This is a genomic window from Moorella sp. E306M, assembly GCF_006538385.1.
GTDB lineage: Bacteria > Bacillota > DSM-521 > Neomoorellales > Neomoorellaceae > Neomoorella.
In genome coordinates this window covers 417360-440667 of record NZ_BJKO01000001.1, presented here as the reverse complement: position 1 = coordinate 440667, position 23308 = coordinate 417360, and the positions used below count along the sequence as shown (strand labels likewise).

At 53.9% G+C, this 23308-nt stretch carries 25 protein-coding genes, 2 tRNA genes and 1 other RNA gene; 22 read left to right on the top strand and 6 right to left on the bottom strand.

The window, feature by feature from the left end; genetic code table 11:
• The first annotated feature begins 112 nt into the window (after nt 1-112).
• The 3 genes from FLZ89_RS02325 (at nt 113) to FLZ89_RS15855 (ending at nt 2543) form a co-directional block, all read left to right on the top strand.
• The gene (locus FLZ89_RS02325; RefSeq protein WP_172613406.1) at nt 113-964 is read left to right on the top strand and encodes a DeoR/GlpR family DNA-binding transcription regulator; all 852 of its coding nucleotides are present in this window, start codon (nt 113-115) and stop codon (nt 962-964) included.
• Nucleotides 954-1556, top strand: a complete 603-nt coding sequence (locus FLZ89_RS02320) for an ABC transporter permease (RefSeq protein WP_253256387.1) — start codon at nt 954-956, stop codon at nt 1554-1556. The genes FLZ89_RS02325 and FLZ89_RS02320 overlap by 11 nt, the downstream gene beginning before the upstream one ends.
• 528 nt (nt 1557-2084) lie before the next feature.
• Nucleotides 2085-2543, top strand: a complete 459-nt coding sequence (locus FLZ89_RS15855) for a hypothetical protein (protein WP_216363816.1) — start codon at nt 2085-2087, stop codon at nt 2541-2543.
• Between the two features lie 117 nt (nt 2544-2660).
• On the opposite strand, the gene FLZ89_RS15850 is transcribed toward FLZ89_RS15855, so the two are convergent.
• Nucleotides 2661-2807, bottom strand: a complete 147-nt coding sequence (locus FLZ89_RS15850; RefSeq protein WP_216363815.1) for a hypothetical protein — start codon at nt 2805-2807, stop codon at nt 2661-2663.
• 460 nt (nt 2808-3267) lie between these two features.
• Here FLZ89_RS15850 and ilvB point away from each other — a divergent pair, with 460 nt between their 5' ends.
• From ilvB to garR, 3 genes are all read left to right on the top strand, one after another.
• A complete protein-coding gene (gene ilvB / locus FLZ89_RS02310; RefSeq protein ID WP_141265500.1) occupies nt 3268-4938 on the top strand; it encodes a biosynthetic-type acetolactate synthase large subunit in 1671 nt (556 codons plus the stop codon).
• 90 nt (nt 4939-5028) lie between these two features.
• Nucleotides 5029-5817, top strand: a complete 789-nt coding sequence (gene hyi / locus FLZ89_RS02305) for a hydroxypyruvate isomerase (RefSeq protein WP_141265501.1) — start codon at nt 5029-5031, stop codon at nt 5815-5817.
• Between the two features lie 26 nt (nt 5818-5843).
• Nucleotides 5844-6758, top strand: coding sequence for a 2-hydroxy-3-oxopropionate reductase (gene garR / locus FLZ89_RS02300; protein ID WP_141265502.1), 915 nt, complete (start codon nt 5844-5846; stop codon nt 6756-6758).
• Here garR and FLZ89_RS02295 read toward each other — a convergent pair.
• From FLZ89_RS02295 to FLZ89_RS02280, 5 genes are all read right to left on the bottom strand, one after another.
• Entirely contained in the window at nt 6722-7105 is a 384-nt protein-coding gene (locus tag FLZ89_RS02295; protein ID WP_141265503.1) for a carbonic anhydrase, read from the bottom strand. The two genes, garR and FLZ89_RS02295, sit on opposite strands and share 37 nt — an antisense overlap.
• A 21-nt stretch (nt 7106-7126) precedes the next feature.
• Complete coding sequence (locus FLZ89_RS15530; protein WP_172613404.1) at nt 7127-7303, bottom strand: hypothetical protein; 177 nt, start codon at nt 7301-7303, stop codon at nt 7127-7129.
• Nucleotides 7304-7327: 24 nt separating this feature from the next.
• On the bottom strand, nt 7328-7522 hold the full coding sequence (locus FLZ89_RS02290) for a hypothetical protein (RefSeq protein WP_141265504.1): 195 nt from the start codon (nt 7520-7522) through the stop codon (nt 7328-7330).
• A 22-nt stretch (nt 7523-7544) separates the two neighbouring features.
• Complete coding sequence (locus FLZ89_RS02285) at nt 7545-8543, bottom strand: SDH family Clp fold serine proteinase (RefSeq protein WP_141265505.1); 999 nt, start codon at nt 8541-8543, stop codon at nt 7545-7547.
• A gap of 335 nt (nt 8544-8878) precedes the next feature.
• On the bottom strand, nt 8879-9370 hold the full coding sequence (locus FLZ89_RS02280) for a DUF523 domain-containing protein (protein ID WP_141265507.1): 492 nt from the start codon (nt 9368-9370) through the stop codon (nt 8879-8881).
• 116 nt (nt 9371-9486) lie between these two features.
• Here FLZ89_RS02280 and FLZ89_RS02275 point away from each other — a divergent pair, with 116 nt between their 5' ends.
• The 16 genes from FLZ89_RS02275 to FLZ89_RS02205 all read left to right on the top strand — a co-directional run bounded on the left by FLZ89_RS02275 (nt 9487) and on the right by FLZ89_RS02205 (nt 23274).
• The gene (locus FLZ89_RS02275; RefSeq protein WP_141265508.1) at nt 9487-9801 is read left to right on the top strand and encodes a YbjQ family protein; all 315 of its coding nucleotides are present in this window, start codon (nt 9487-9489) and stop codon (nt 9799-9801) included.
• Nucleotides 9802-9822: 21 nt separating this feature from the next.
• Nucleotides 9823-10278, top strand: coding sequence for a ribonuclease HI (rnhA, locus tag FLZ89_RS02270; RefSeq protein WP_141265509.1), 456 nt, complete (start codon nt 9823-9825; stop codon nt 10276-10278).
• A 121-nt stretch (nt 10279-10399) separates the two neighbouring features.
• Nucleotides 10400-10558: a rubredoxin gene (gene rd / locus FLZ89_RS02265; protein ID WP_141265510.1), complete on the top strand. Its 159-nt coding sequence runs from the start codon at nt 10400-10402 to the stop codon at nt 10556-10558.
• Nucleotides 10559-10760: 202 nt separating this feature from the next.
• Nucleotides 10761-11366 carry a flavodoxin family protein gene (locus FLZ89_RS02260; protein WP_141265511.1) on the top strand — a complete coding sequence of 202 codons (606 nt, stop codon included), beginning with the start codon at nt 10761-10763 and terminating at the stop codon, nt 11364-11366.
• 11 nt (nt 11367-11377) lie between these two features.
• Nucleotides 11378-12367, top strand: a complete 990-nt coding sequence (locus tag FLZ89_RS02255; protein ID WP_141265512.1) for a deoxyguanosinetriphosphate triphosphohydrolase — start codon at nt 11378-11380, stop codon at nt 12365-12367.
• A 738-nt stretch (nt 12368-13105) separates the two neighbouring features.
• A complete protein-coding gene (gene dnaG / locus FLZ89_RS02250) occupies nt 13106-14926 on the top strand; it encodes a DNA primase (protein ID WP_141304257.1) in 1821 nt (606 codons plus the stop codon).
• 2 nt (nt 14927-14928) lie between these two features.
• Entirely contained in the window at nt 14929-16014 is a 1086-nt protein-coding gene (gene rpoD / locus FLZ89_RS02245; protein ID WP_141265514.1) for an RNA polymerase sigma factor RpoD, read from the top strand.
• Between the two features lie 75 nt (nt 16015-16089).
• Nucleotides 16090-16164: transfer RNA gene (locus FLZ89_RS02240), tRNA-Asn, on the top strand.
• Between the two features lie 4 nt (nt 16165-16168).
• Nucleotides 16169-16243: transfer RNA gene (locus tag FLZ89_RS02235), tRNA-Ile, on the top strand.
• Nucleotides 16244-16289: 46 nt separating this feature from the next.
• Complete coding sequence (locus tag FLZ89_RS02230) at nt 16290-17066, top strand: tRNA (adenine(22)-N(1))-methyltransferase (RefSeq protein ID WP_172613403.1); 777 nt, start codon at nt 16290-16292, stop codon at nt 17064-17066.
• A complete protein-coding gene (locus FLZ89_RS02225) occupies nt 17039-18151 on the top strand; it encodes a Nif3-like dinuclear metal center hexameric protein (RefSeq protein ID WP_141304256.1) in 1113 nt (370 codons plus the stop codon). Before FLZ89_RS02230 ends, FLZ89_RS02225 begins: the two co-directional genes overlap by 28 nt.
• A gap of 89 nt (nt 18152-18240) precedes the next feature.
• Nucleotides 18241-18687: RNase P RNA component class A (gene rnpB, locus FLZ89_RS02220), an RNA gene on the top strand.
• A gap of 178 nt (nt 18688-18865) precedes the next feature.
• The gene (locus tag FLZ89_RS15525) at nt 18866-19039 is read left to right on the top strand and encodes a hypothetical protein (protein ID WP_172613402.1); all 174 of its coding nucleotides are present in this window, start codon (nt 18866-18868) and stop codon (nt 19037-19039) included.
• A 271-nt stretch (nt 19040-19310) separates the two neighbouring features.
• Nucleotides 19311-20723, top strand: a complete 1413-nt coding sequence (locus tag FLZ89_RS02215; RefSeq protein ID WP_141304255.1) for a sigma-54 interaction domain-containing protein — start codon at nt 19311-19313, stop codon at nt 20721-20723.
• Between the two features lie 317 nt (nt 20724-21040).
• Nucleotides 21041-21946, top strand: a complete 906-nt coding sequence (locus tag FLZ89_RS16365) for a methyl-accepting chemotaxis protein (protein WP_277997538.1) — start codon at nt 21041-21043, stop codon at nt 21944-21946.
• 176 nt (nt 21947-22122) lie between these two features.
• Nucleotides 22123-23274, top strand: a complete 1152-nt coding sequence (locus FLZ89_RS02205; protein ID WP_141304254.1) for an iron-containing alcohol dehydrogenase — start codon at nt 22123-22125, stop codon at nt 23272-23274.
• Nucleotides 23275-23308: the final 34 nt, after the last annotated feature.

Here is a 23308-nt window from a genome sequence, read left to right as displayed (position 1 = left end):
GGGAGAATAGTAGGAAAGGTAATATAGTAAAATTACAGGCTGCTGACTTTACACCGGTCGGCAGCCTTTTTTCGCACCTTAGCCTGAGCCTAAATTTTTTAAAAAAAATTTTATGAACCAGCAGGAGATGTTCGAAGTTTGGCGAATATGTTATAACAAAAGAACGATATCAAACAAAATAGCACATCATGGAGGCTTTATGATTTCCATCCAGCGCCGTAAAATCATTATCGATAAAATTAACTCAGGCATGCCCTTAAGCGTAAGCGAGCTCAGCCGGGAACTGGGCGTATCGCCAATGACCATCCGCCGGGATCTTAGCAGCCTGGAAAAAGAGGGCCTCCTCACCCGCACCCATGGAGGGGCGGTACCTGTTCGTGGCGGAAGTGCTGAAGAACCTTCATTCATAGAGAAAGTCAATAAATTTCCGGCTGAAAAGTTAGCAATTGCCCGTAAAGCTGCTGAGCTTATTGTAGATGGGGATACTATTCTACTTAATGCAGGTACTACCATTACTGCCCTAGCTCAACTACTAAAAGATCGCCATAACCTTACTGTTGTAACCAATACTGTCAATATTGCTATGGAACTGGCGCATAGTGAGGGCATCAACCTTGTGCTAACAGGTGGGAATATGCGTACTAAATCTTATGCCATGGTGGGTTCCCTCACTGAAAGAGTACTGCGTGAAATCCATGTCCAGAAGGCTTTTTTGGGTGTTAATGGCATAAGTATCGAGCATGGCCTTACAACACCCAATATGACCGAGGCCCATACAAATAGCTTAATGGTTGCTGCTGCTGACCAGGTGATAGTACTGGCCGATCATTCAAAAATTGGCCGGGTAACTTTATCACGCTTTGCACCTATTTCTGCAGTTAATACTCTAATTACCGACAGTAATGCTCCTCGTGACTTTATAGAAGAACTCACCCGACGGGGCATCCAGGTAATTGTTGCTTAAGGATGGTGCTGGCATTACGCTTGCTATGTTGAGTATAGCAAGGGGGTTTGCTTTCGTTTACACCCAGAGTAAACCTATTTTTGGCCTCCCTCAAAGTTTTAACTGGATTGGGCAGGGATATATTGGCCCTATCCCGGTTATCGTGTTGATTATGATTTTTTGTCTGGCTATAGCCCATATTGTCTTATCAAAAACCTGTTTTGGACGTTATATTTATGCCATTGGTAGCAACGAAGAAGTTGCTAAATTATGCGGTATTAATGTTGCTCGGGTGAAGTTTATTGTTTATGTAATCAGTGGCGTCCTTTCTTCCCTGGGCGGAGTTGTTCTGGCATCGCGTTTAGCAACAGGGCAACCAGCTGCTGCCAGCGGCTATGAATTAAATGCTATTGCAGCGGTTGTTCTGGGAGGTACCAGTCTTTCGGGAGGTAAAGGCGGTATTGGCAAAACCATTATCGGTATTATGACTATTGGTGTGATTAATAACGGTTTAAGCCTGCTGCGCATATCTTCCTATTGGCAATCCATTACCATGGGTTTAATCATTATGATTGCCGTAATACTGGATAAAATAAATACCCGCAAGAAGTGAGGAATGAAGATGTGGCATGCTGGTAGATAGCTGCTACGGTACCGGCCCCGTCAGTCAAGACATAGAAACGTTGAAGTAATATCCCCGGTGGTCGAAGCCAGAAACCCCCAAAGGATTTCTCAAAAAGAGCGATTTCTAGATAGACCTAAAAGTCCAAACCTGCCCTGTCTGCCCGGGCATCAAGCCGTAAAAGTACGCCGCAACCACAAAACCAATGAGCTCAAAGCCTTTGACTTCTCTAAAAGGCGAATACCGCCGGCATCGTCCGGCCATAGAACGAAAGCAAGCCTAGATGGTGCTCCATGGGGGTCCGTAAAGCCCGCTCCTTCGGTCTGGCTAAAGTCCGGCTACAAATACTCTTTGTAGCAGCTACTATTTTAACTACAAGCGTTTAATCAAAAATCTAGGAGAAGGCGGCAGGCGCCATAAAAACCAAAAATCAATGCCTAAGGTAATAACGGTTGGTGAGATCCTGCACCTGAAATTCCAGTTAATAGAGACCTGGCTCTTCTTGAGTATACCAGGAAATTGATTCTTGAGGAAAAAGACATCAAACGGCGAGCCGACAGCCTGTCGGTAGCCATATCAGTCGCGGAACGTTATTTTGATAGGGAAATTTTGCTCAATATCTTCCGGGAGGAATTTAAAATGCTGCTCAAAGAATCCAGCTTTGTCCAGGAATGGTATAATGAAGGCTTACAAAAAGGCCTTAGGGATGGCATGGAAAAAGGTTTAGCAGAAGGCCTGGAAAGAGGGCTGGAAAGAGGCCTCGAAAAAGGATTGGTAAAGGGCCTGGAAAAGGGCAGGATTGAGGCATTAAGGGATAGTATCCTTGAGGTCCTGGAAGAACGTTTTGGCGTCCTGCGATCTGGTATTGGCAAGAAGCTGGAGGAAATAGATGATTCGGCTGCACTGAAGTCATTATTCAAAATGAGCCTCAAGGTGAATTCCCTGGAGGAATTTGAAAAAATTCTTGGCCAGGTTTAGAAAAAGCGTCGGCAGGGCTCTTCCAGAATTCTGCTGCTGCTAACCGGTCAATTATCAAGTCTTCTACCCCGATTATATAAACCTCCAGGCCGTTTATTTCCACCGTCGTCAACTTATCTAAAGAACCGTCCAGGTATTCGTCGGGTATTTCCAGTGCCAGGTCCAGCTCTTCGTGATACCAGTGCCGCTCACCGGGCCGGTGTAAAAACCCATTCTTGCAAGAACAGCCCTGGCCTGCTCCCTGCCGTTGATGACCAGGTCCATGTCTTTGGTTGCATATCTACCTAAAGTGTAAAATTCCAGCGCCCGCCCGCCTACCAGAATGGTTTTTATAACTAAAGGTTTAAGGGCTGCCGTTAAAACAGCCAGTACCCCCAGGATTTAAAGGGTCCAGCATTGCCGCTAAATCTTTATCCATTCCATCTAAATTTTATGAATGCATATGGTAAATATTGTCAACCATTCTTGAACACATGCGTGAAAAAGTAACCCATAATGTGCAAATTTTAACAACTAACCGGTCTGACCGGGGCGATGAAAAGACGGATTTTGAGGATAAATTGTATTCCTTATACCCCTCCGTTCCCTTCCTGCCGCTTAAAGCAAGCCAGGCACGCTTTCAAACGGCCAGGATGACTTTTGGCGGCCAAAGCCTTTATTTTTTATGGTATACCATTTAAAATAGAGGCTCAAGAGGGTAGTATACGGATGGGGGGTAAGTGTAATGCTTGTGGCTGAAGTTCTCATAAAAATATTGGAAAGCGAAGGCGTTGAGGCCGCTTTTGGGATACCGGGTGCCAGCATTACGCCGGTGTATAAGTATTTGGCCCGGTCTGAAAAAATAAGGCATTACACGGCAAGACATGAAGAGGGTGCAGCCCATGCCGCCGACGGCTACACCAGGGCCAGCGGGAAGATCGCCTGCTGTATTGTTACCTCAGGACCCGGGGCGACCAACCTGGTTACAGGGCTGTACAACGCACAAATAGATTCCATACCCATGGTGGCGATCACCGGCCAGAATACCCGTTCCCAGCTTGGTAAAGAGGCTTTCCAGTGCGTCGATATAGTAAGTACGGTACGGCCTTATGTTAAAGGCGCCTGGTGCATTACCGAACCGGCCAGGGCGCCGGGTATCATCAGAGAGGCTTTCCGCGTCGCCAGGTCGGGTAGGCCGGGTCCTGTCCTTATCGACTTACCCCTGGATGTTCAGACAACTGATATACCATATGATCCGGAGCTGGACGCTCCCCTGCCATGGGATAAGCCTAAACCGCATCCCAGACAGATTGAAAAGGCTGTAGAGATGATTTTAGCCAGCAAATCCCCCATTATCCTTGCCGGCGGCGGGGTGATCATAGCAGGAGCTACCAGGGAGCTTTTAGAGTTAGCCGAGTACCTTTCTTTGCCAGTTGTAACTACCTATATGGGCAAGGGCAGCATGCCTCCGGACCACCCTCTTTACTGCGGCCAGGTAGGGATCCAGTGCAATACACCGTTCGGCAACAAAGCCTTCCTGGAATCTGACCTGGTTTTGGGCATCGGGTGCAGGTTTAATGACCGGCATACAGGTAACGTTGATATCTATACCCGGGGGCGAAAGTTTATCCATATCGATATAGAACCAACCCAGATAGGGCGCATCGTCAGCACCGATCTGGGCATAGTCGCAGATGCCAGGTTGGCACTGGCGGCGCTGCTGGAAGTTGCGAAAGCGAAAACCAGGAAAAGAATTCCCCGGGGCTGGGTAGCCGGGATACCGGAGCTCAGGGCACAAACCGAGCGCCGGCTGCAATTCGATAATGTTCCCATTAAGCCTCAGAGGGTGTTTCACGAAATAAACGAATTGTTGGGCGAAGACACGATTTTTACGGTCGGCTGCGGCGTTGTTCAGATATGGTCGGGGCAATTCCAGAAAATATGGCGGCCCAGGTACTACCTCCCCTCGGGGGGAGCGGGGACGCTGGGTTATGAAATCCCGGCGGCCGTAGGTGCCAAAATAGCGAATCCTGATGCCCGGGTTTGTGCCATCGTAGGTGACGGCGGCTTTACCTTTCAGGGCGAAGCCCTGGCCATGGCCTGCCAGTATGGTGTTCCAATTATAGTCGTAATAGTGAACAACGGCTACCTGGGCCTTATCCGCCAGAACCAGGCCCAGAATTATGGCTATGAATATGCCGTAGACCTGTGGTACGGCGACGGGAAAATAGATTTTGTCCGGGTTGCGGAAGGATACGGTGCCAGGGGAGAGAGGGTAACGCGACCGGAGGAGATAAAACCGGCGCTGGAAAGGGCAATGCACGCCGACATACCTTATGTGCTTGATATAATTGTAGAGAGAACAACACTTTGCTCCATGGGTACCAGCATTGACGCCATCCAGGAATACGAATAATAAACAGCCGGGAGGTGATCGTCCGGGAAATAATACGGGTACACCGGCCGTTATATTGTAAAAGTTACTTTGCACAGGAGGAATGTTTTTATGCCGAAGTTCGCCGCCAATTTAACGATGCTGTTTACCGAACTGCCCTTCCTGGAACGCTTTAATGCTGCCCGTAAAGCCGGGTTTAGAGCGGTGGAGTTCCTTTTCCCCTATGAATATGCCATAAACGACATCAAAAGTTTACTTATCGAAAATAACCTCCAGGCGGTACTTTTCAACCTTCCCGCCGGCGATTGGGCAGCCGGGGAGCGGGGCATTGCCGCCGACCCCGGGCGCAAGGAAGAGTTCCGCGCCGGCGTCAGGCAGGCAGTCGAGTGGGCCGACCAACTCAATGTCCCGCGTTTGAACTGCCTGGCAGGCAAAATGAACCAGGCTTTTTCCCGGGAAGAGCACTGGCAGACGCTGATAGAAAACGTCCGCTATGCAGCGCAGGCCCTGGCCGGAAACGATTTAAAGCTGATGATAGAACCCATCAATCATTATGACGTTCCAGGCTTTTTCCTTAATACCACGCGCCAGGCCCTGCAACTGATCAATGAAGTAAACATGCCCAATGTCTACCTGCAATATGACCTTTACCATGCTCAGAAGGAAGAAGGTAATTTAACGGTTACCTTGCGCGAAAACATTCAAAGGGTAGGACACATCCAGATAGCCGACAATCCCGGCAGGCATCAACCCGGTACCGGCGAAATAAATTATCCATTCTTGCTGCGAGAAATTGATAACCTGGGGTATGAAGGCTACGTATCCCTGGAATATATTCCCGAGCCGGATACTCTAAATTCTTTAGGCTGGATCACAGCTTATGGGTACAACTTGGAGTAAATTTTTGAAAAAAGGGGTAGAGAGTAATGAGCAAAATCGGGTTTATTGGTCTCGGTATAATGGGCAAGCCCATGAGCAAAAACCTCATCAGGGCAGGCTACCAGCTGGTTGTTTATGACATCGTTGAAGAGGCCGTCGCCGAGGTAGTTGCAGCCGGGGCGGAACCCGCCGGTTCTCCCCGGGAGGTAGCTGAACGCTGCGACAAATTTATTACCATGCTCCCTAATTCGCCCCAGGTAAAGGAAGTGGCCCTGGGAGACAACGGGATAATCGAAAGCGCGCGGCCGGGTTCTATCCTTATCGATATGAGCTCCATAGACCCCATGGTTACCAGGGAAATTGCCGCCAGGTTAAAGGAAAAAGGCATAAGGATGCTGGATGCACCGGTCAGCGGGGGCGAGCCGAAAGCCATAGACGGCACTTTGTCGATTATGGTGGGAGGACGGCAGGAAGATTTTGATGAATGCTATGATATTTTAAAGGCCATGGGGGCCTCGGTGGTAAGGGTCGGCGATATCGGCGCCGGTAATGTAACCAAACTGGCCAACCAGATCATTGTTGCCCTGAACATTGCCGCCATGTCCGAGGCCCTGGTCCTGGCCACCAAAGCCGGAGTGGACCCGGACCTCGTCTACCAGGCTATCCGCGGCGGGCTGGCGGGGAGTACCGTCCTGGATGCCAAAGCCCCCCTGGTAATGGCAAGAAAATTTAATCCCGGTTTCCGGATCAACCTGCACATCAAAGACCTGGCCAACGCCCTGGCTGCCGGGCACGAGGTCGGAGTACCCCTGCCCCTGACCGCGGCAGTCATGGAAATCCTCCAGGCCCTCAAGGTCGACGGCCTGGGTGATGCCGACCATGGCGCCATCATCCGCTTTTATGAGAAACTGGCCCAGGTGGAGTGTCACCCGTCCAATTCCACCATACGGCCGTCCAGGTAGAGAAAGGCAAGGTATACTTTCAGTTCCGGGTGGCGTTCTTTTAATATCCTGGCAGCCGCTTCCATATCCCGGCGCTGGCGGGCCAGCTGCTCTTCTACGGGCAGGTGGCCCAAATTGTAAGCGCCGCAGTCTTCATGGTGAATTAAATATACTTCTTTTATGTGATGGAGCCGGTAAGAATCCTCGACCAGATTTATTTTACCCTCACTGAGGAAATTGCGGCTGGCGCCGGGAAGGGACAGATAATCATACTTCCCGGTCAACCCTTTTTCCCGCAACCAATCAGCAACAGCAGCCTGAATGCGGAAATCCATGCAGGTTAAAACACAGGCCTGGCAGCCAGCCATGCTAGTATACCACCTACCCCTTCAATTATAAATCATGCTTCCAAAGCATAAAACCCCTTTGCCGTCCCCGGAACCCGGCCGGAAGATGTCCGGGTAGAGATCCGCCAGCAGGCCCTGGAAATTGAAGGCAAAGCTTCCCTGCCTGATGGCGGCCGGTACGTCTACCGCAGCTCCCACGTCCCAACTCTCACTTCTCACATTATAAAAACAGCAGCAGCTGGTCTAAAAAGGCCAGCTGCTGCTGTTTTCCTGGTCGTCCCGGACGACCAGGTAGCTGTCTCCGGCAGGAGCCCCGAAGGCGGCCGGGTAAGCTGAAGAGGTCGTCAGGGCGCGGTAGGGATTGCGGGCCGGAATGAAGCGGATATTGGGGCGGGCCCGGATGGGCTCCGGGGAAGTTAAGGAATCTAGTCCGGCCATTGCCTCTTCTTTACACTTCCTTTCAAATCAGCTGGCGCCAGCCCTGGCGGGAAAAGGTGACGTTGACCGGCGGTGCTCCTTCCCGGGGCTGGCTTTCCCTGGTGATGGTGCCGTTAAAAACGAAGGCATCCAGGCAGGGGATACTTTCAATAATGCCGCCGGTGGCCTCAAACTCCACCGAGTATTCCTGGGGTTTTAAGAGGGCGGCCGGGTTAAAGGGTTCCAGGAGCTTTAAATCAGCTTCATAATCCAGGTAGAGCTGCCACATGAGCATTTCCAGCCCTGGCGAGGGCCGGGTGACATGAAGCTTAATGTCCTCTACGGCCTCCCGCCGGGAGATCATGTGGTTGTGGGCATAGAGCCTCTCCGTAAGGTTCTTGATGATATCCTCTACGCGGTCGCGCTCATCTACCGGCATGTGCAGCTCCAGCAGCTTCCTGGCCAGAGAGCGGATCAGGGCGTAGTTGCGGTGCACGTTGCCCAGGGCCAGGGGATGAACTTTGTCCACCAGGCGGTTAAATACCACAGACAGGCTCCCTTCACTTTCCAGGCCGGCAATCTCCCGGGCCAGGGAAAAGTAGGCCATGACGTCTTCCACGCTGACCGGCAGGCGGGCGACCGGATTGGCCGGGTCCTCCGGGTTAAAGGCATTGGCCACGCTGGGGTCGATGGGTCCCAGCTCGCCCAGGGGCCCCATGAGAATCTCATCGGCCCCCAGGCAGAGGAGGGTGCCGGCGCTGGCGGCGCGGAAGGGCACCAGGACGCTAAGGTGGGGAGTAAACTCCCGCAGCAGGTTCACCAAGCGCCAGGGGGTCAGGACATCGCCGCCGCGGGTATAGAGGAAGAGATCAAGCCGGGGCCGCGGCCCCAGAGCCAGGAGGTGGCGGTAAAAAACCCGGATAACGTCGGGAGCTATGCGGGTGCCCAGGTTTTCCCGGTCGCCGGTAAAATAGCAGATAATGGCCGCCTGGCGCTCAGCTTCGATCTGTTCTAAAAGCGGCAGCCGCTCGGCCCTTCCCATGGGTATCGCCCTCCCAAGGCGGGGTCAAAGATAGTATTTCCCGCCGGGAGATGAAAAACACCATCGTTGCTCCTTAACCCGTGAGTTGTTATACTATATGTAATACAAGAAAGGAGTGGTAGGTCATGGATAGTATTTCCGGCAGGGTTTCCAAAATGACAGCTGTAAGATTACCTTTAAAGGTTATTCATAAAGGGTACTCTCTATCCATCGCCGACGTAACTAACGCTGCTCTGGCCATTTCGAGGAAGCTAGTTTTGGTTACGCGAAATACAAAACACTATCCCTTTGAACAACTCCTGATTAAGAGCTGGTAAAGGAAAAAGCTGTACCAGTCATGGAATAATGTCCCCACTACCGCATTTCTTAACTTTAGAAGCAAACTCCCCCTCACTGATCACCCTGAACCCCTGCTCCCGGAGGAGCGCCGTTGTAACACCGGGGCCGGGACGGGTAGTGCCGGTAAAGGTGCCGTCATAGATTAATTTGCTGCCGCACGAGGGGCTCTTTTCTTTTAACACCACCAGTTCCGCCCCGATTTCCCGGGCCTTTGTCAGGGTGGCTGCCGCGCCGCGGAGGAAGGCAGCCGTCACATCCCGGCCCTCTTTATCCACCACCCGAGCCCTGCCGGCCAGGACATCATACCCGTCACCGCCCCGGATTTCTGCCGGCGACCGGGGGATGGTTAAGCCTCCCAGGGCTTCCGGGCAGGCAGGCACGGCCTTGCCCCGGCGCACCAGCTCGGCGATGGCCGGGACCAGGTTGTGGCCGCCGCTGTATTTACACTTCTCGCCCGCCAGGCAGGCACTGACCAGGATCTTTTCCACGAAACATCACCCGCTGTCAATTTTAACTGTATTCTAAGGTACAAGTCAAATTGCCGGCTTACACCATAAGCAATATATGGTAAAATGATATCAATGCCTGAAGGGAGGAAGCAGTTATGATCATTACGACAACAAATACAATTGAAGGTCACCAGATTCGGGAATACTTGGGGATAGTGGCCGGCGAGGCCATTATGGGAGCCAATATCGTCCGCGATCTTTTTGCCAGCATTACCGATATTGTGGGCGGCCGCTCGGGAGCCTATGAAGAAAAGCTGGCCCAGGCCAGGGAAATCGCCTTAAGGGAAATGGCCGACAAGGCCAGACGCCTGGGCGGGGATGCCGTGGTGGGCGTCGACATCGACTATGAGGTAGTAAGGGAAGGTATGCTTATGGTTACCGCCGCCGGCACGGCCGTGAGGCTGGAGTAATCCGTGAGGCTGAAATAATCAATGAAAGAAGTTACCATCTACACCGACGGCGCCTGTTCCGGCAACCCCGGCCCCGGGGGATGGGGCGCCGTCCTGATCTACGGCGATAAACGTAAAGAGATTTCCGGGGCCGAGGCCCATACCACCAACCAGCGCATGGAGATCAGCGCGGCCATCGCCGCTTTGAAGGCTCTAAAGGAGCCCTGCCGGGTGCTCCTTTACAGCGACAGCGCCTATCTCGTCAACGCCTTTCGCCAGGGGTGGCTGGATCGCTGGCAGAGGAACGGCTGGCTGACGGCCAAAAAAGAACCGGTGGAAAACCAGGACCTGTGGCGGGAGCTGCTGCAGCTGGCGTCCCGGCACCAGGTGGAATGGTTAAAGGTGAAGGGCCACAGCGACAATGCCGAAAACAACCGCTGCGACGAACTGGCCCGGGCCGCAATTAGGCGGCTACTGAAGCAGGAAATTCCATCTTGATAGCGAATAATAATAGTCATATTAATTCTCGCCGGCGCCCCTGGCGTTGCCTGTTCACTCCGGGCAAGGCGCCTGCTGGTCTTTTACCTGTGACTGCGAGTATATGAAAGGAGGGCCTCTAATGGCCAAATGGTCCTGTTTAGCCTGCGGCTATGTCTATGACCCCCAGGAAGGGGACCCGGCCGGCGGCATTGCCCCGGGGACGGCCTTTGAAGACTTGCCGGGGGACTGGGCCTGCCCTAACTGCGGCCTGGGCAAAGAGAACTTTGAACCCCTGTAGCAGGTTACGGGCGGCGCTGCCAGCGCCGCTTTAAATATATCAGGACGGCTTTATTGCCGTCCGCAAACACCGGGCTCCAGTTTTGGCACCAGATTAAGCAGGAGAAGGGGCTTTGGCGGCGAACAAAATATAAACTGCCCGGGGTAGTGGAACTGAAGGAGCACACTAAGGCAAGGAATATCCAGCAAAGGGGAAATTGGTTATGTTAATTGTCGGTATTAACGGCAGCCCTAAGAAAGAAGGCAATACCGCCTTCCTGGTGCGGGAAGGGCTGGCGGCGGCCGCTGCCGCCGGGGCGGAGACGGCCCTTATCCACATTGCCGATGCCCTTGCCGACCAGAAAATCCCTTACTGCACCCAGTGCAGCAGCCCCTGCCAGGGAGCCTGTTCCCGCAATAACCGCCTGGGTGAAGCCTTCGACCTCCTGCGGCGGGCCGACGGGGTCCTCATAGGCAGCCCGGTTTACTTCGGCAGTGTCTCGGCCCAGCTCAAGGCCTTCTGGGATAAAGGCCGTATCTTACGCAAAGAAAAAGCCCTGTATAACGTCGTTGGCGCCGGGGTTACTGTGGGCGGCAGCCGCTTTGGCGGCCAGGAAACGACCCTCAAAGCCCTTTTTGACATGATGCTTATCCAGGGCATGATGATTGTCGGCGACGGCTTCTTCGAGGCCGACTGCGGCCATCAGGGCAGCTGCGGCCAGGCCCCGGCCGGGAACGACGATTTTGCCGTCGCCAGGGTCCGCCTCACGGGTAAGCGCCTGGCCGAGGTAGCTGCGGCCACCATGACCTTACGCCGTCACCGCGGTTAGGGGGTGAGGGTATGCTCCTGCGGGTAGAAGCTGAAAAGCGGGAAGAAGCTATCTTGAGTCCCCTGGCGAGTTTAAGCAGCCGTACCAGGGGCCGTCAAGTACCGGAGGAGCCCTGCCCCATTCGTACCGAATACCAGCGTGACCGCGACCGGATTATCCACTCTAAAGCCTTCCGGCGCCTGAAGCATAAAACCCAGGTTTTTATCGCCCCGGAAGGGGACCATTACCGCACCCGCCTCACCCACACCCTGGAGGTAGCCCAGATCAGCCGTACCATTGCCCGTGCCCTGCGCCTCAATGAAGACCTGGCTGAGGCCATTGCCCTGGGCCACGACCTGGGCCATACCCCTTTCGGCCACTCCGGTGAGGAAGCCCTAAACGAAGTAGTGCCGGGGGGCTTTAAACACAACCTTCAGAGCCTGAGGGTAGTAGAAGTCCTGGAAGGCGGCCGCGGTCTTAACCTCACCTGGGAAGTCCGGGACGGCATTGCCCACCATACCGGGCCGGTCAAACCCCAGACCCTGGAAGGCCAGATTATCTGTTATGCCGACCGCATCGCCTACATTAACCATGACATTGACGATGCCCTGCGGGCCGGCATCATTACCCCGGAGCAGCTTCCGGCTGATTGTTTAAAAATCCTGGGAAGCACCCACCGCCAGCGCATCGACACCATGGTGACGGATATAATCCGCTACAGCTGGGAGCACGGCCGCATTGCCATGAGCCCGGCGGTCCAGCAGGCCACGGATAAATTACGCGAATTTCTTTTTAAAAATGTCTATATCGGCTCCCCGGCCAAGGTGGAGGAAGGCAAGGCCAAAAATCTCTTAAAACAGCTCTACTTTTACTACCTGGAGCACCCGAAAGCCCTGCCCCCGCCCGTCCACGCCGGTGACGACCTGGCCCGGCGGGCCTGTGACTATATTGCCGGGATGACCGACCGTTTTGCCATCCTCCAGTATGCCCGGATCTTTGTTCCCTCCGGTTTTCCTTCCTGAAAGCAGGGAGAAAGCCGGGCGAGCCAAATAACTGGTTCTACCAAACGGCAAAGCGGCTTTCGGGGCATAAAAATGGGAAGGTGGCGGGAATCTCTTCGCTCGTCAGGCTATCCGCTCGTTGACGAAACGGCGGCAGGATTCCTTTCACCTTCCGGATAATATTTTAACCATACCATACGAATTATATACAGAGCAAAAAAAGGAATACCTTAACGGTACTCCTTGAGAAAAAGAGTAAAAAGGGAGGTTTAGAAAAGGATGAAGGTTGCCCTTCAACATATAGCATAGCATAGAAATATATAAAAGTCAGCACCCCGGTACCATGGCTGCACCGCAACAAAGATATAGCGCCAGGACACGCGCCGCTGCCGGGCACCTACTGCCGGGTTTTAAAATAGGGCTGGAAGATAGCCAGGATAACCCCCCGGTAAAGGACATAGAGGGCGCCGCCGCCAATGAGGGCGATTAAAATTAAAGCCACTGCCTTGCCCACTTTCCCACCTCCTGTTAATCTTATTTTGCGCCTGCCCTTTAGTTTATACAGGTTGGTGCGGAGTTCCGGTGCTCTTTATGTTTTCAGTTTACCGCCTGCCATCAAGCTGTATGCAGCCCGGTCAAGGTATAATCTGGTAAAGCGGGACAAATAATAGGAAAAAGCGAAAATAAGGCCCCAAAAAGAGGATATTTCATTCTAATAGCGAATTGTATTAGCACACGGGGTCCCGGGAGGTGGTGTCCATGACAGCCGCCTTCAGCCAGGAAGTGATCGATGAGGTAAAGGACAGGGTAGACATCGTCGAAATCATCGGCAGCTATGTCCGGCTAAAAAAAAGCGGCCGCAATTACGTCGGTCTTTGCCCTTTTCATAAAGAAAAGACGCCCTCCTTCACCGTCAGCCCTGATAAGCAGATGTTTTACTGTTTTGGCTGCGGTGCAGGAGGCGATGTTCTCGCTTTTTTGATGAAGCAAGATGGCCTCAGCTTTCCCGAAGCAGTAAAAACCCTGGCCGCCAGGGTGGGGATTGACCTGACCGGCGCTGAAGAATCGCCTGCTGCCAAGCGCCAGAGGGAATGGAAGGAACGCCTGTACCAGCTGGGGGCAATAGCTGCCAGCTTTTATTATCGCCTTCTCATGCGCCACCCCGTAGGAGCCGCGGCCCGCTTATATCTCCAGCAGCGGGGGGTAAAAGGAGAAACGGCGCGACTCTTTGAATTGGGATATGCCCCGGATACGGGGACGGCCCTGGTAGATTACCTGCGGCGCCAGGGTTTTACTCCTCGTGACATTGACCAGGCGGGCCTGAGCGCCTCCCGCCCCCCCCTGGGGACGGCCGACCGCTTCCGGGGGCGGCTCATGTTTCCCATAAAAGACAGCCGCGGCCGGGTGATTGGCTTTGGCGGCCGGACTTTAAGCGGGGGGCAGCCCAAGTATTTAAATTCCCCCGAAACAGTTTTATTTCACAAGGGCCGCCACCTTTACGGGCTGCACCTGGCCCTGCCGGGTATTCGCCGGAAAGGCCAGGCCATCCTGGTCGAAGGGTATATGGATATGATCGCCGCCTGGCAGCACGGTATTGATAATGTAGTCGCCTCCCTGGGGACGGCCTTAACTCCTGAGCAGGCCCGGGAGCTAAAAAAATACGCCCGGGAAGTGATCATCGCCTACGACGCCGACAGCGCGGGGGAAGCCGCCACTTTAAGGGGCCTGGACATCCTGGCCGCTGCCGGCCTCCAGGTGCGCGTCCTGCAGCTCCCGGAAGGAAAAGACCCTGATGAATTTTTGGCCGCCCGGGGAGCAGCGGCTTTTCAAGAGCTGGTAGAGACCAGCCAGAGCCTGATGGAATTTCGCATCAATAAAGCCGTAGCCGCCCATGACCCCACCCGGCCCCTGGGCAGGAAAGCCATTATGGCCGCAGTTCTTCCCAGCCTTCAACAAGTAAAGGACGTCGTCGAGCAGGAAGCCTATGTCCGGCTGTTGAGCCGTCATACAGGGATATCCGAGGCCGCCATCCTGAAAGCCCTGAGCCAGCCGCCGGCCAGGCACGGGAGGACAGGAAAAGCCATAGAAAAAGAGGGCCGGAAAGAAGACCCCGCGCCGGGAAAACGGGCCGGGAACCCGGGAGAGCTATTTTTACTCCAGGCGTATTTAAGCAGCCCTGGGCTGGCTGCCGGCATTGACGGCGAGCTGGGGGAAGACTGGGGTGACAGCCCGGCGATCCAGAGCCTCACCGCCTTCGTCCGGGAAAAGCGCCGGGAAGCACCGGAACTGGCCGGCCCGTCCCTGGCCCGTGTTTTAACCGGCCGGGGGGTGCCGGAGTGGGATGCCCTTATTGCCCGGCTTACCCTGGCCGATGGCCTGGGGCCCGTCCAGGAGCAGGCCGTCAAGAAAGCAATCCTCCTCTACAAGCTCCAGCGCCTGCAAAAACAGGAAAGGGAAATAAGAATTGCTTTGGCCCGGGCGGAAAACAGCGGCGCCACCGGCCGGGTCCAGGAACTCCAGGAGCAAATCTTTCACCTGCAGCAAACGATAAAAGCGATAAAATCCGGAAGGGGGGAGTAGCGGTGAAAGAAGAACAGCAAAGGCAAAAAGTCAAGGAGCTGATTGAAAAGGGCAAGAGCCAGGGCGCCTTAACCTATCGCGAGATTATGGATGCCCTTGAGGGAATCGAACTCTCCCCCGAACAGATTGACGATATTTACGAGCAGCTCAACCAAATGGGGATTGAGGTCGTGCCCGAATCGGTAGAACTGGAAGCACTGGAAAAAGAAGAGGGCGAAACCGTCGATACCGACCTCGATCTTTCGATTCCTGAAAACGTGGCCATTGACGACCCGGTGCGCATGTACCTTAAGGAGATTGGCCGGGTGCCCCTGCTGACGCCGGAAGAAGAAATCGAGCTGGCCAAGAGGATGGAGCAGGGCGACGAAGAAGCCAAACGCCGCCTGGCCGAAGCAAACTTACGCCTGGTGGTCAGCATCGCCAAACGCTATGTCGGCCGCGGTATGCTGTTTTTGGACCTTATCCAGGAAGGCAACCTGGGTTTAATCAAGGCGGTAGAGAAATTCGATTACCGTAAGGGCTACAAGTTCAGCACCTACGCCACCTGGTGGATCCGCCAGGCCATTACCCGCGCCATTGCCGACCAGGCGCGGACCATCAGGATCCCGGTGCACATGGTGGAGACCATCAACAAATTGATCCGGGTGCAGCGCCAGCTGCTTCAAGAACTGGGCCGGGACCCGACGCCCGAAGAAATCGCCAAGGAAATGGATGTCCCCGTAGAGCGGGTACGGGAAATCATGAAGATCGCCCAGGAACCGGTATCCCTGGAGACGCCGATCGGGGAAGAAGAAGACAGCCACCTGGGGGACTTCATCGAAGACGAGGATGCCCAGGCGCCGGCCGAGGCCGCTTCCTTTATGCTCCTCCGGGAGCAGCTGGAGGAAGTCCTGGATTCCCTGACACCCAGGGAAAAGCGGGTTTTACGCCTGCGTTTCGGCCTGGATGACGGGCGGGCACGCACCCTGGAAGAAGTGGGCCAGGAATTTGGCGTCACCAGGGAACGCATTCGCCAGATCGAAGCCAAGGCGCTGAGAAAGCTGCGCCATCCCAGCCGCAGCAAGAAACTGAAGGACTACCTGGAATAGCGGGAGTCGGTTCCCGATTTAGCATCTGACTGTTGACCGGGGCGGCATTTCTGGGTATAATATAATCGTTGGCTTTCCTCGGTAGCTCAATGGTAGAGCGCCCGGCTGTTAACCGGGTGGTTGCAGGTTCGAGTCCTGCCCGGGGAGCCAGAAAGGGCCCATAGCTCAACGGTAGAGCTGCCGGCTCATAACCGGTTGGTTCCTGGTTCGAATCCGGGTGGGCCCACCAAAAAAGAAAATAAGGCCAGCAGCGGAGGTCAGGAGGTGACCGTGAAGTGCTGGCCTTTTTTAATTACCGCCAAAACGCATATAGCGGCAGGGCGGCAGCCGGGAAGGCCGCCGGTATCAGGCTCCCGGCCCGCCTGCAGGCCGTAGCCGGCATGGTGCCGCCGGGCAGCCGTGTTGCCGATATCGGCACCGACCACGCCTATCTTCCCCTGTACCTGGCCGGCAGCGGCCGCTGCCCGCGGGTGATTGCCGTGGAAGCGGCGCCGGGTCCTTACCGGCGCGCCGTGGCCGCCGTGGCGGCCGCCGGCCTCCAGGAGCGGGTGGAAGTGCGCCTGGGAGAAGGCCTTGCGCCCCTGCAGCCGGGGGAAGTAGACACAGTAACCATGGCCGGCCTGGGCGCCCTGACCCAGCAGGGGATCCTGGAGGCGGGGCGGGAGGTGCGGCAGGAGTTAAAACGCCTGATCCTCCAGCCCCAGGGGGAAGCCGGGCCTTTGCGCCGCTATCTCGCCGCCACCGGCTGGTATTTATATAACGAAGATCTGGTTTACGAGGCTGGCCACTATTATATCATCCTGGCCGCCAGCCAGGGTACAAGCCCGACTTACAGCGACCTGGAGTGGAGGATAGGGCCCCTCCTGCTGCAGCGCCGTCACCCCCTGCTGCGGGATTATCTCCTGCACAAGATGGAAAAGCTAACAGCAGCCGTCCGGCAGCTGGCCGCCGGCCGGGGAGAGCGCGCGAAAGAAAGGCTCATGGATTTAAGCCGGCAGCTGGAAGAGATACGGGAGGTGCTAGCATGGTTGCCAGGTGCAGCGAAATCATAGCCGTTATGGAAGCCCTGGCCCCGCCGGAACTGGCGGCGGAATGGGATAACGTCGGCCTCATGCTGGGTTCGCCGGAAGCGGAAGTCCGCCGGATCCTGGTCTGCCTGGACGTTACCATGGCGGTAGCCGCGGAAGCTGCCGCCCGGGGGGCCAATCTCATCATCAGCCATCACCCCTTATTTTTTCGCCCCCTTAAATCCTTACGTTTTGACAAAGCCCCGGGCGATCTGGTCCGGCGCCTCATCCAGGACAACATCATGGTCTACTCGGCCCATACCAATTTAGACAGCGCCGATTTGGGCGTCAGCTATCACCTGGCGGTAAAGCTGGAACTGGAAGATATCCAGGTCCTCCTTCCCACCCGCCGGGAGAAGTATTATAAGCTGGTGACCTTTGTGCCGGAAGACCATGAAAAGATCGTGCGGGAAGCCATTACCCGCGCCGGGGCCGGCTGGATCGGCAATTATTCCGACTGCACTTTCCGGGTGGCCGGCACCGGTACCTTCCTGCCCCTGGCCGGCACCCGGCCCTATATAGGCCAGGAAGGGGAGGTTACAGAGGTCAAAGAATACCGCCTGGAGACCATTGTCCCCACCGGCAGGCTGAAAGAAGTCCTCCAGGCCCTGCTGCAGGCCCACCCTTACGAGGAAGTAGCTTACGACATCTACCCCCTGGCCAACGAAGGCCCGGCTTCAGGTATCGGCCGCCTGGGGGTTTTATCCCAGGCCGTGCCCCTGCAGGAATTTGCCCTGCAGGTGAAGGAAACCCTGGGGGCGGCCCGGGTCAACGTGGTGGGGGACAGGGAACGCAAGGTAAAGAAGGTGGCCGTCTGCGGCGGTGCCGGCAGCGATGTCATGACCACCGCCCGGGCTGCCGGGGCCGACGTTCTGGTCACCGGGGATTTAAAGTTCCACGAAGCCCGGGCCGCCGAGAGTTTAGGCCTGGCAGTAATCGACGCCGGCCACTTTGCCACCGAGAGGCTGATCGTCCCGGCCCTGGTGACCTACCTGCAGGACCAATTGCAGGAGCGGGAAGTGATGGTCCTGGCCTCCCAGAAAGAGCAGGAACCGTGGTACGTACTCTAAATAAACATGGGGATTACCCGTCCTCCTTGACAGATTGCTATAAAGGGTGTTATATTTAAATCCGCTGAAGAAAAGTGGATAAGTGCTTTTGAGTAAACCGGATGGTCGCGGGCGATAAGCGCCTGGCGCGCCTGTCGCCTGAGGAAAGTCCGAGCTCCGCAGGGCAGGGTGCTGGATAACGTCCAGTGGAGGCGACTCCAAGGAAAGTGCCACAGAAACAGACCGCCCAGCACTCAACTCGACAGTTGGACCTCTTTCACTATAAGCGAACCTGATGTTTTAAATTCAGGTTTGTATATAAAAGTTTTCATCTGTCGAGTTGAGTGCTGGGCAAGGGTGGAAAGGTGAGGTAAGAGCTCACCAGCGGTTAGGCGACTAACCGGCTCGGTAAACCCCACCTGGAGCAAGACCGAATAGGGGGACAAAAGGGGTGGCCCGCCCCGTCCCCGGGTAAGGTCGCTGGAGGCGCCAGGCAACTGGCGTCCTAGATAGATGACCATCCAAGACAGAACTCGGCTTACAGGTTTACTCAAAAGCATATTTTTTATGGCTTATAGACTGCTGGCCGGAGTTATGGCTCACTGAGTGGAGTTATGTCTCACTTAAGTGAGCCATTCTCCTTATATCGCTCCACTTTACTGCCATAGTATTTTATGTCCTCCCATTATGCAAGCCTGGAAATGAACCCCGGCGCAGGGCGCGGGGGGCTTACCTATGGAAGAACAATTTATCAAACCGACTGAACGCGGCCAGGTAACTATACCTACAGGCCGGTCCTGGCGGAACTGGCCTGATGAAATAAAACTGGCCACCTTCGGCGGGAAGGATTTATATCCGGGCATTCTCACCAAGGTGGCCGCCTTACCATATGAGATGACCTATGCGTAGAATGTTTAAAAAGCATGTGATATAATTGATTACCAGAATCCCATAAAGCCGTACATAGCTATTTCGTACCATTGTGTGCAGGAGACGATTTTTTAGTCGCGAAAGTGAAGGTGTTCACTTTCGTGTTTGAGTTACCCGTCCTCGGCATAAAAGTCTGTTTTCAAGATTTTTTGCTCATCACTGAAAAAGGACGTCAGACGTTTAGGCCCCCCCTGTTTTTGTGTCTGGTTTTTGGGTTCATTATAGTATTTTGGGGAAGGGGGAGGATTAGATGTTGCCTGTTATCAAGCAGAAAGGAGGTTGCAATATTGAGCTCAACAAACAAAGCCTCAGGCAGTTATTTGACAGTCTGCCGGATGCTATATTCGTTACGGATCCTCAGGGCAATGTCTTGCTCTCCAACTCGACAACTGCCTTGACCCTTGGCATATCTCTGGACCAGTTGATCGGTTCCAATGTGAAAGACTTGGTAGAAAGAGGTTGCTACAACAAATCCTATGCTCTGGAGGCCGCCAAGAAAAAATGTCCGGTAGGCGGGCTGATAAAAACGCGGCTCAATCTTACTTATCTAAGCACGAGCACTCCTATATTGGACGAGCATGGTGAAGTGAAGCTCATCCTAATCACTGGCAAGTTTTTAGACTTGGAAGATAAACTGGTAAAGAGGCCTGGCGAAGGGGCTAAGCAGAGCCGTGATTTGTTAAACCTTCCTCACGACATCGAAGGACCACAAGTAGTCATAGCTGAAAGCCGCGCCATGCGTCAGGTTTTGCTCAAAGCCCTCAGAGTGGCTCAGACGGATACTACGGTCCTACTCACCGGAGAGACGGGAACGGGGAAAGAAGTGCTGGCCAGGTATATACACGGCCATAGTAGGCGGGCCCATGAGGCTTTTGTTACTGTCAACTGCGCAGCTTTGCCTGAGCATCTGGTGGAGTCGGAATTATTTGGATACGAAAGAGGTGCTTTTACGGGTGCCAAACCCGAGGGTAAACCGGGATTGTTTGAATGTGCCCATAAGGGTACTTTATTCCTGGATGAGATAGGAGAGCTGCCCTTTTATCTTCAGGGAAAGTTGCTTCGTGTGCTGGAGACGGGCGAGGTCAGGAGGCTGGGCAGCAACCGGGTAAGAGAGGTAGATGTAAGGATCATTGCTGCTACCAACAAAGATCTGCAGGAGATGGTCCGTCAAGGTATTTTCCGCAGCGACCTCTATTATAGATTAAGCGTTTTTCCCATAAAATTGCCTCCGCTAAGGGAAAGACCGGAGGATATATTGGCCTTATCCTTCAGTTTCTTAGATGAATTCAATAAGAGCTATGGGACAAACTGTGAATTGGATTACCAGGCTCTGCAGTCGCTTCTGACTTATGACTGGCCGGGCAACGTTCGTGAGCTGAGTAATGTTATAGAACGCATGGTGATCAATTCCACTATAGAAGGCCTGCCTTACGTCAGGCCCGGAGCTGAAAGTGATGGTTCTCAGACGGTATCTTATAAGATTTTTAAACTGTTAAGCTTGAAAGGTACCTTGAAGGAAGTTATGCAGCAGATGGAAAAACAATATATAAAGTACGTCCTGGACGAATGCGGCGGAAAAATCGGCAAGGCTGCGGAAAGGCTGGGAATATCTCGCACCATTCTGTACAGGAAGCTTAAGTCCTACAAGGAGAAAAAAGGTTAAGGCAGGGGTCCCGGAGAAGCTATGGATAAAGGCTTGTCTGGAGCTGATGATCACCTTTCGGAACAGCGGCGGTTAGGATTCCCTGGGCCTCCCTAGCGGGAAGGGAAACTTAAGAAGGGGACTGTACCTTACAAGGTACAGTCTTTTGTTTATATAATAACAAAATGTTACAAAAAAAGTACCATAGACAACTCGACATAGCATAAAGAAGTAGCCCGGGCTTGTAATCAAGGGATCGGCATGAAAGTTGCTAATAGAATAAGAGTAAAAAAATATGTACAAGCCAAGAAAAATTAACAAAGAATCGGGTGGTAATTTTGGCTGGTGGCGCTAAATACAGCCTTGTCAAATTGGAGGACCTCGACTACCAGGAATATGACGAAAGACGACCAAAGGATATTCTGGAACACGTCGCTGCAGCAGGTTCTCTCTTTTATGAACTTTTAGGTGCGAGGGGAGTAGTAGGGGTAACAGATACTACCAAGTATGTGTGGATAAAGGAGCCTTCTGGCTCACCGGTGAGCGTAGGTGTTAAACCCGGTCATCCTGTGCAGGAGGGTACGGTTACGTGGGAAGCCCTCCGGACCGGGGGAAGGGCAGAACGTCAGGTTTCAAAAGAAAACTCTCGTTTCGGTGTTGGTTACTACGGGATGGCTATCCCCATAATCGACGGGAACCAGGTAGCTGGAGCTCTGAATTTGATCTTACCTACCGCCACCCAGGATAGATTACGAGACATTGCCGGTGAGTTATTGAGAGTCTCTACGGAAGTCAGAAAAGCTGTAGATAGTGTTGCCCAAGCGTCTGGTGAGTTGGCTTCTTCAGCCCAGGAGATGGTGGAGCTTTCCACCGAACTGCATTCCGGTATACAGGTGTTAGAGGAAGTTATCAAACTGGTGCGCGAGGTGGCGGAGAGGACGCATCTTTTGAGCTTAAATGCAGCCATTGAAGCCGCCAGGGCTGCAGAACATGGCCGCGGGTTTGGAGTGGTGGCTGCCGAGGTGAGGAATCTGGCAGAAAAAACCAAACAGAACGCATCCCAGATGGAAGGCCGGATCAAACACATGAAAGCGGTAATGCAGTCAGTTATGGAAAGGATTAACAACCTGGGCCAGATGAGCGAGCAACAGGCTGCCGCATCGCAAGAGATAAGCAGTATGGTGGCTGTGGTCAACGAGAATGTGGCGGAAATTGAAGAAGTAGCCAAAGGTGGTTGTTTGTAACAGGGCGAATGTCTCCCAAAGACGCCCTTTGTGGCTCCAGCCGGAAATTTTAGGAGAGATTTCTTAAAGAATAGGGCTCTTGGGGGTGAGAGGGAGAAAGAAGGGGGGATACGGCGGCCAAAGTAATGGAAGAGGAAAACAATTAAAAAATATTATTAAACAAGGGGGAGAGTTTTATGGTGTATAACATTTCCCGCACCTCGCCCATCATTTTCGGTGTGGGCGCGGTGGAACAGGTGGGAACCAAGGCAAAGGAGCATGGCTGCCACAAAGTCATGCTGGTTACCGACGCGGGCATAAAGAATGCCGGTATTGCCGCTGAGGTGCGGAAACACCTGGAGGCCGCCGGCGTGGGAGTAGTGGAGTATGACAAGGTACCCTCCGATCCGCCGGACAACATCATAGAAGAGGCTGCCGAAATTGCCAGGCGTGAACAGGTAGACGGGGTTGTGGGTGTAGGCGGCGGCAGCGTTCTAGATGCAGCCAAAGGTGTTAACGTTTTACTGACCAATCCCCCTCCAATCACCAACTATTACGGCGTTTTTACGGCTAAGAATCTCGGAAAAGTACTTATTCTCCTTCCGACTACCTCCGGCACGGGGAGCGAAGTGACGGCCATTTCGGTGGTTACCAACAGCCGCACTCAAAAGAAGAGCGGGGTAATAGGTCCTTACTGCATGGCTACAGTGGCCATAGTCGACCCGGCTTTGACGGTCAAGATGCCCCCGTCGCTGACAGCGGGCACAGGTATGGACGCTTTTTCCCATGCGGCGGAAGCCTTGACTTCCGGCTTTGCCAATCCTATCTCCGATATCCTAGCCGAAAGGGCCGTAGAACTTATTTACAAGTATCTCCCCGTAGCTGTCGAAAACGGTGCGGACATGGAGGCGAGAATTAATCTATCCCTGGCCTCATTGCTGGCCGGTATAGCCTTTAACGATGCCCTGCCGCACTACGGGCATGCTATAGCTCATACGGCGGGGGCCCGCTTCCATGTGCATCATGGTATGGTATGCGGGTTAGCTTTGCCGGTAGTTTTGGAATTTGTTGCCGATGTACTCCCCGAGAAGGTTAAGATTATAGCCAAGTGTATGGGAGTAGAGGTAAGCGACGCTATGTCGCCACAGGAAATAGGGCGCAAGGTCCGGGAGGCTATCCAGGCCTTTACCGCCCGGATAGGTATGAAGACCCTTAAAGATGTAGGGATCGCAAAGACGGATCTGGAGGCCATAGCTGCGGACGTATTGACCGATGACTGTGCGGCCTTTGGACCGAAGAAGATCACCGTCGAGGAAGCGCGCAAGCTGTTAAGCGAGATGTATGCTTAAAGGCAAGGAATAAAAGGAAGACGGTCCTCCAGGC

Bases quoted from the DNA above. Each gene is read 5' to 3' on its own strand.
- FLZ89_RS02325 (WP_172613406.1), top strand. From the start codon at position 113: ATGAACCAGCAGGAGATGTTCGAAGTTTGGCGAATATGTTATAACAAA.
- FLZ89_RS15850 (WP_216363815.1), bottom strand. From the start codon at position 2,807: ATGGACCTGGTCATCAACGGCAGGGAGCAGGCCAGGGCTGTTCTTGCA.
- ilvB (WP_141265500.1), top strand. From the start codon at position 3,268: ATGCTTGTGGCTGAAGTTCTCATAAAAATATTGGAAAGCGAAGGCGTT.
- hyi (WP_141265501.1), top strand. From the start codon at position 5,029: ATGCCGAAGTTCGCCGCCAATTTAACGATGCTGTTTACCGAACTGCCC.
- garR (WP_141265502.1), top strand. From the start codon at position 5,844: ATGAGCAAAATCGGGTTTATTGGTCTCGGTATAATGGGCAAGCCCATG.
- FLZ89_RS02295 (WP_141265503.1), bottom strand. From the start codon at position 7,105: ATGGCTGGCTGCCAGGCCTGTGTTTTAACCTGCATGGATTTCCGCATT.
- FLZ89_RS02290 (WP_141265504.1), bottom strand. From the start codon at position 7,522: ATGGCCGGACTAGATTCCTTAACTTCCCCGGAGCCCATCCGGGCCCGC.
- FLZ89_RS02285 (WP_141265505.1), bottom strand. From the start codon at position 8,543: ATGGGAAGGGCCGAGCGGCTGCCGCTTTTAGAACAGATCGAAGCTGAG.
- FLZ89_RS02275 (WP_141265508.1), top strand. From the start codon at position 9,487: ATGATCATTACGACAACAAATACAATTGAAGGTCACCAGATTCGGGAA.
- rnhA (WP_141265509.1), top strand. From the start codon at position 9,823: ATGAAAGAAGTTACCATCTACACCGACGGCGCCTGTTCCGGCAACCCC.
- rd (WP_141265510.1), top strand. From the start codon at position 10,400: ATGGCCAAATGGTCCTGTTTAGCCTGCGGCTATGTCTATGACCCCCAG.
- FLZ89_RS02260 (WP_141265511.1), top strand. From the start codon at position 10,761: ATGTTAATTGTCGGTATTAACGGCAGCCCTAAGAAAGAAGGCAATACC.
- FLZ89_RS02255 (WP_141265512.1), top strand. From the start codon at position 11,378: ATGCTCCTGCGGGTAGAAGCTGAAAAGCGGGAAGAAGCTATCTTGAGT.
- dnaG (WP_141304257.1), top strand. From the start codon at position 13,106: ATGACAGCCGCCTTCAGCCAGGAAGTGATCGATGAGGTAAAGGACAGG.
- FLZ89_RS02225 (WP_141304256.1), top strand. From the start codon at position 17,039: ATGGTTGCCAGGTGCAGCGAAATCATAGCCGTTATGGAAGCCCTGGCC.
- FLZ89_RS15525 (WP_172613402.1), top strand. From the start codon at position 18,866: ATGGAAGAACAATTTATCAAACCGACTGAACGCGGCCAGGTAACTATA.
- FLZ89_RS02215 (WP_141304255.1), top strand. From the start codon at position 19,311: ATGTTGCCTGTTATCAAGCAGAAAGGAGGTTGCAATATTGAGCTCAAC.
- FLZ89_RS02205 (WP_141304254.1), top strand. From the start codon at position 22,123: ATGGTGTATAACATTTCCCGCACCTCGCCCATCATTTTCGGTGTGGGC.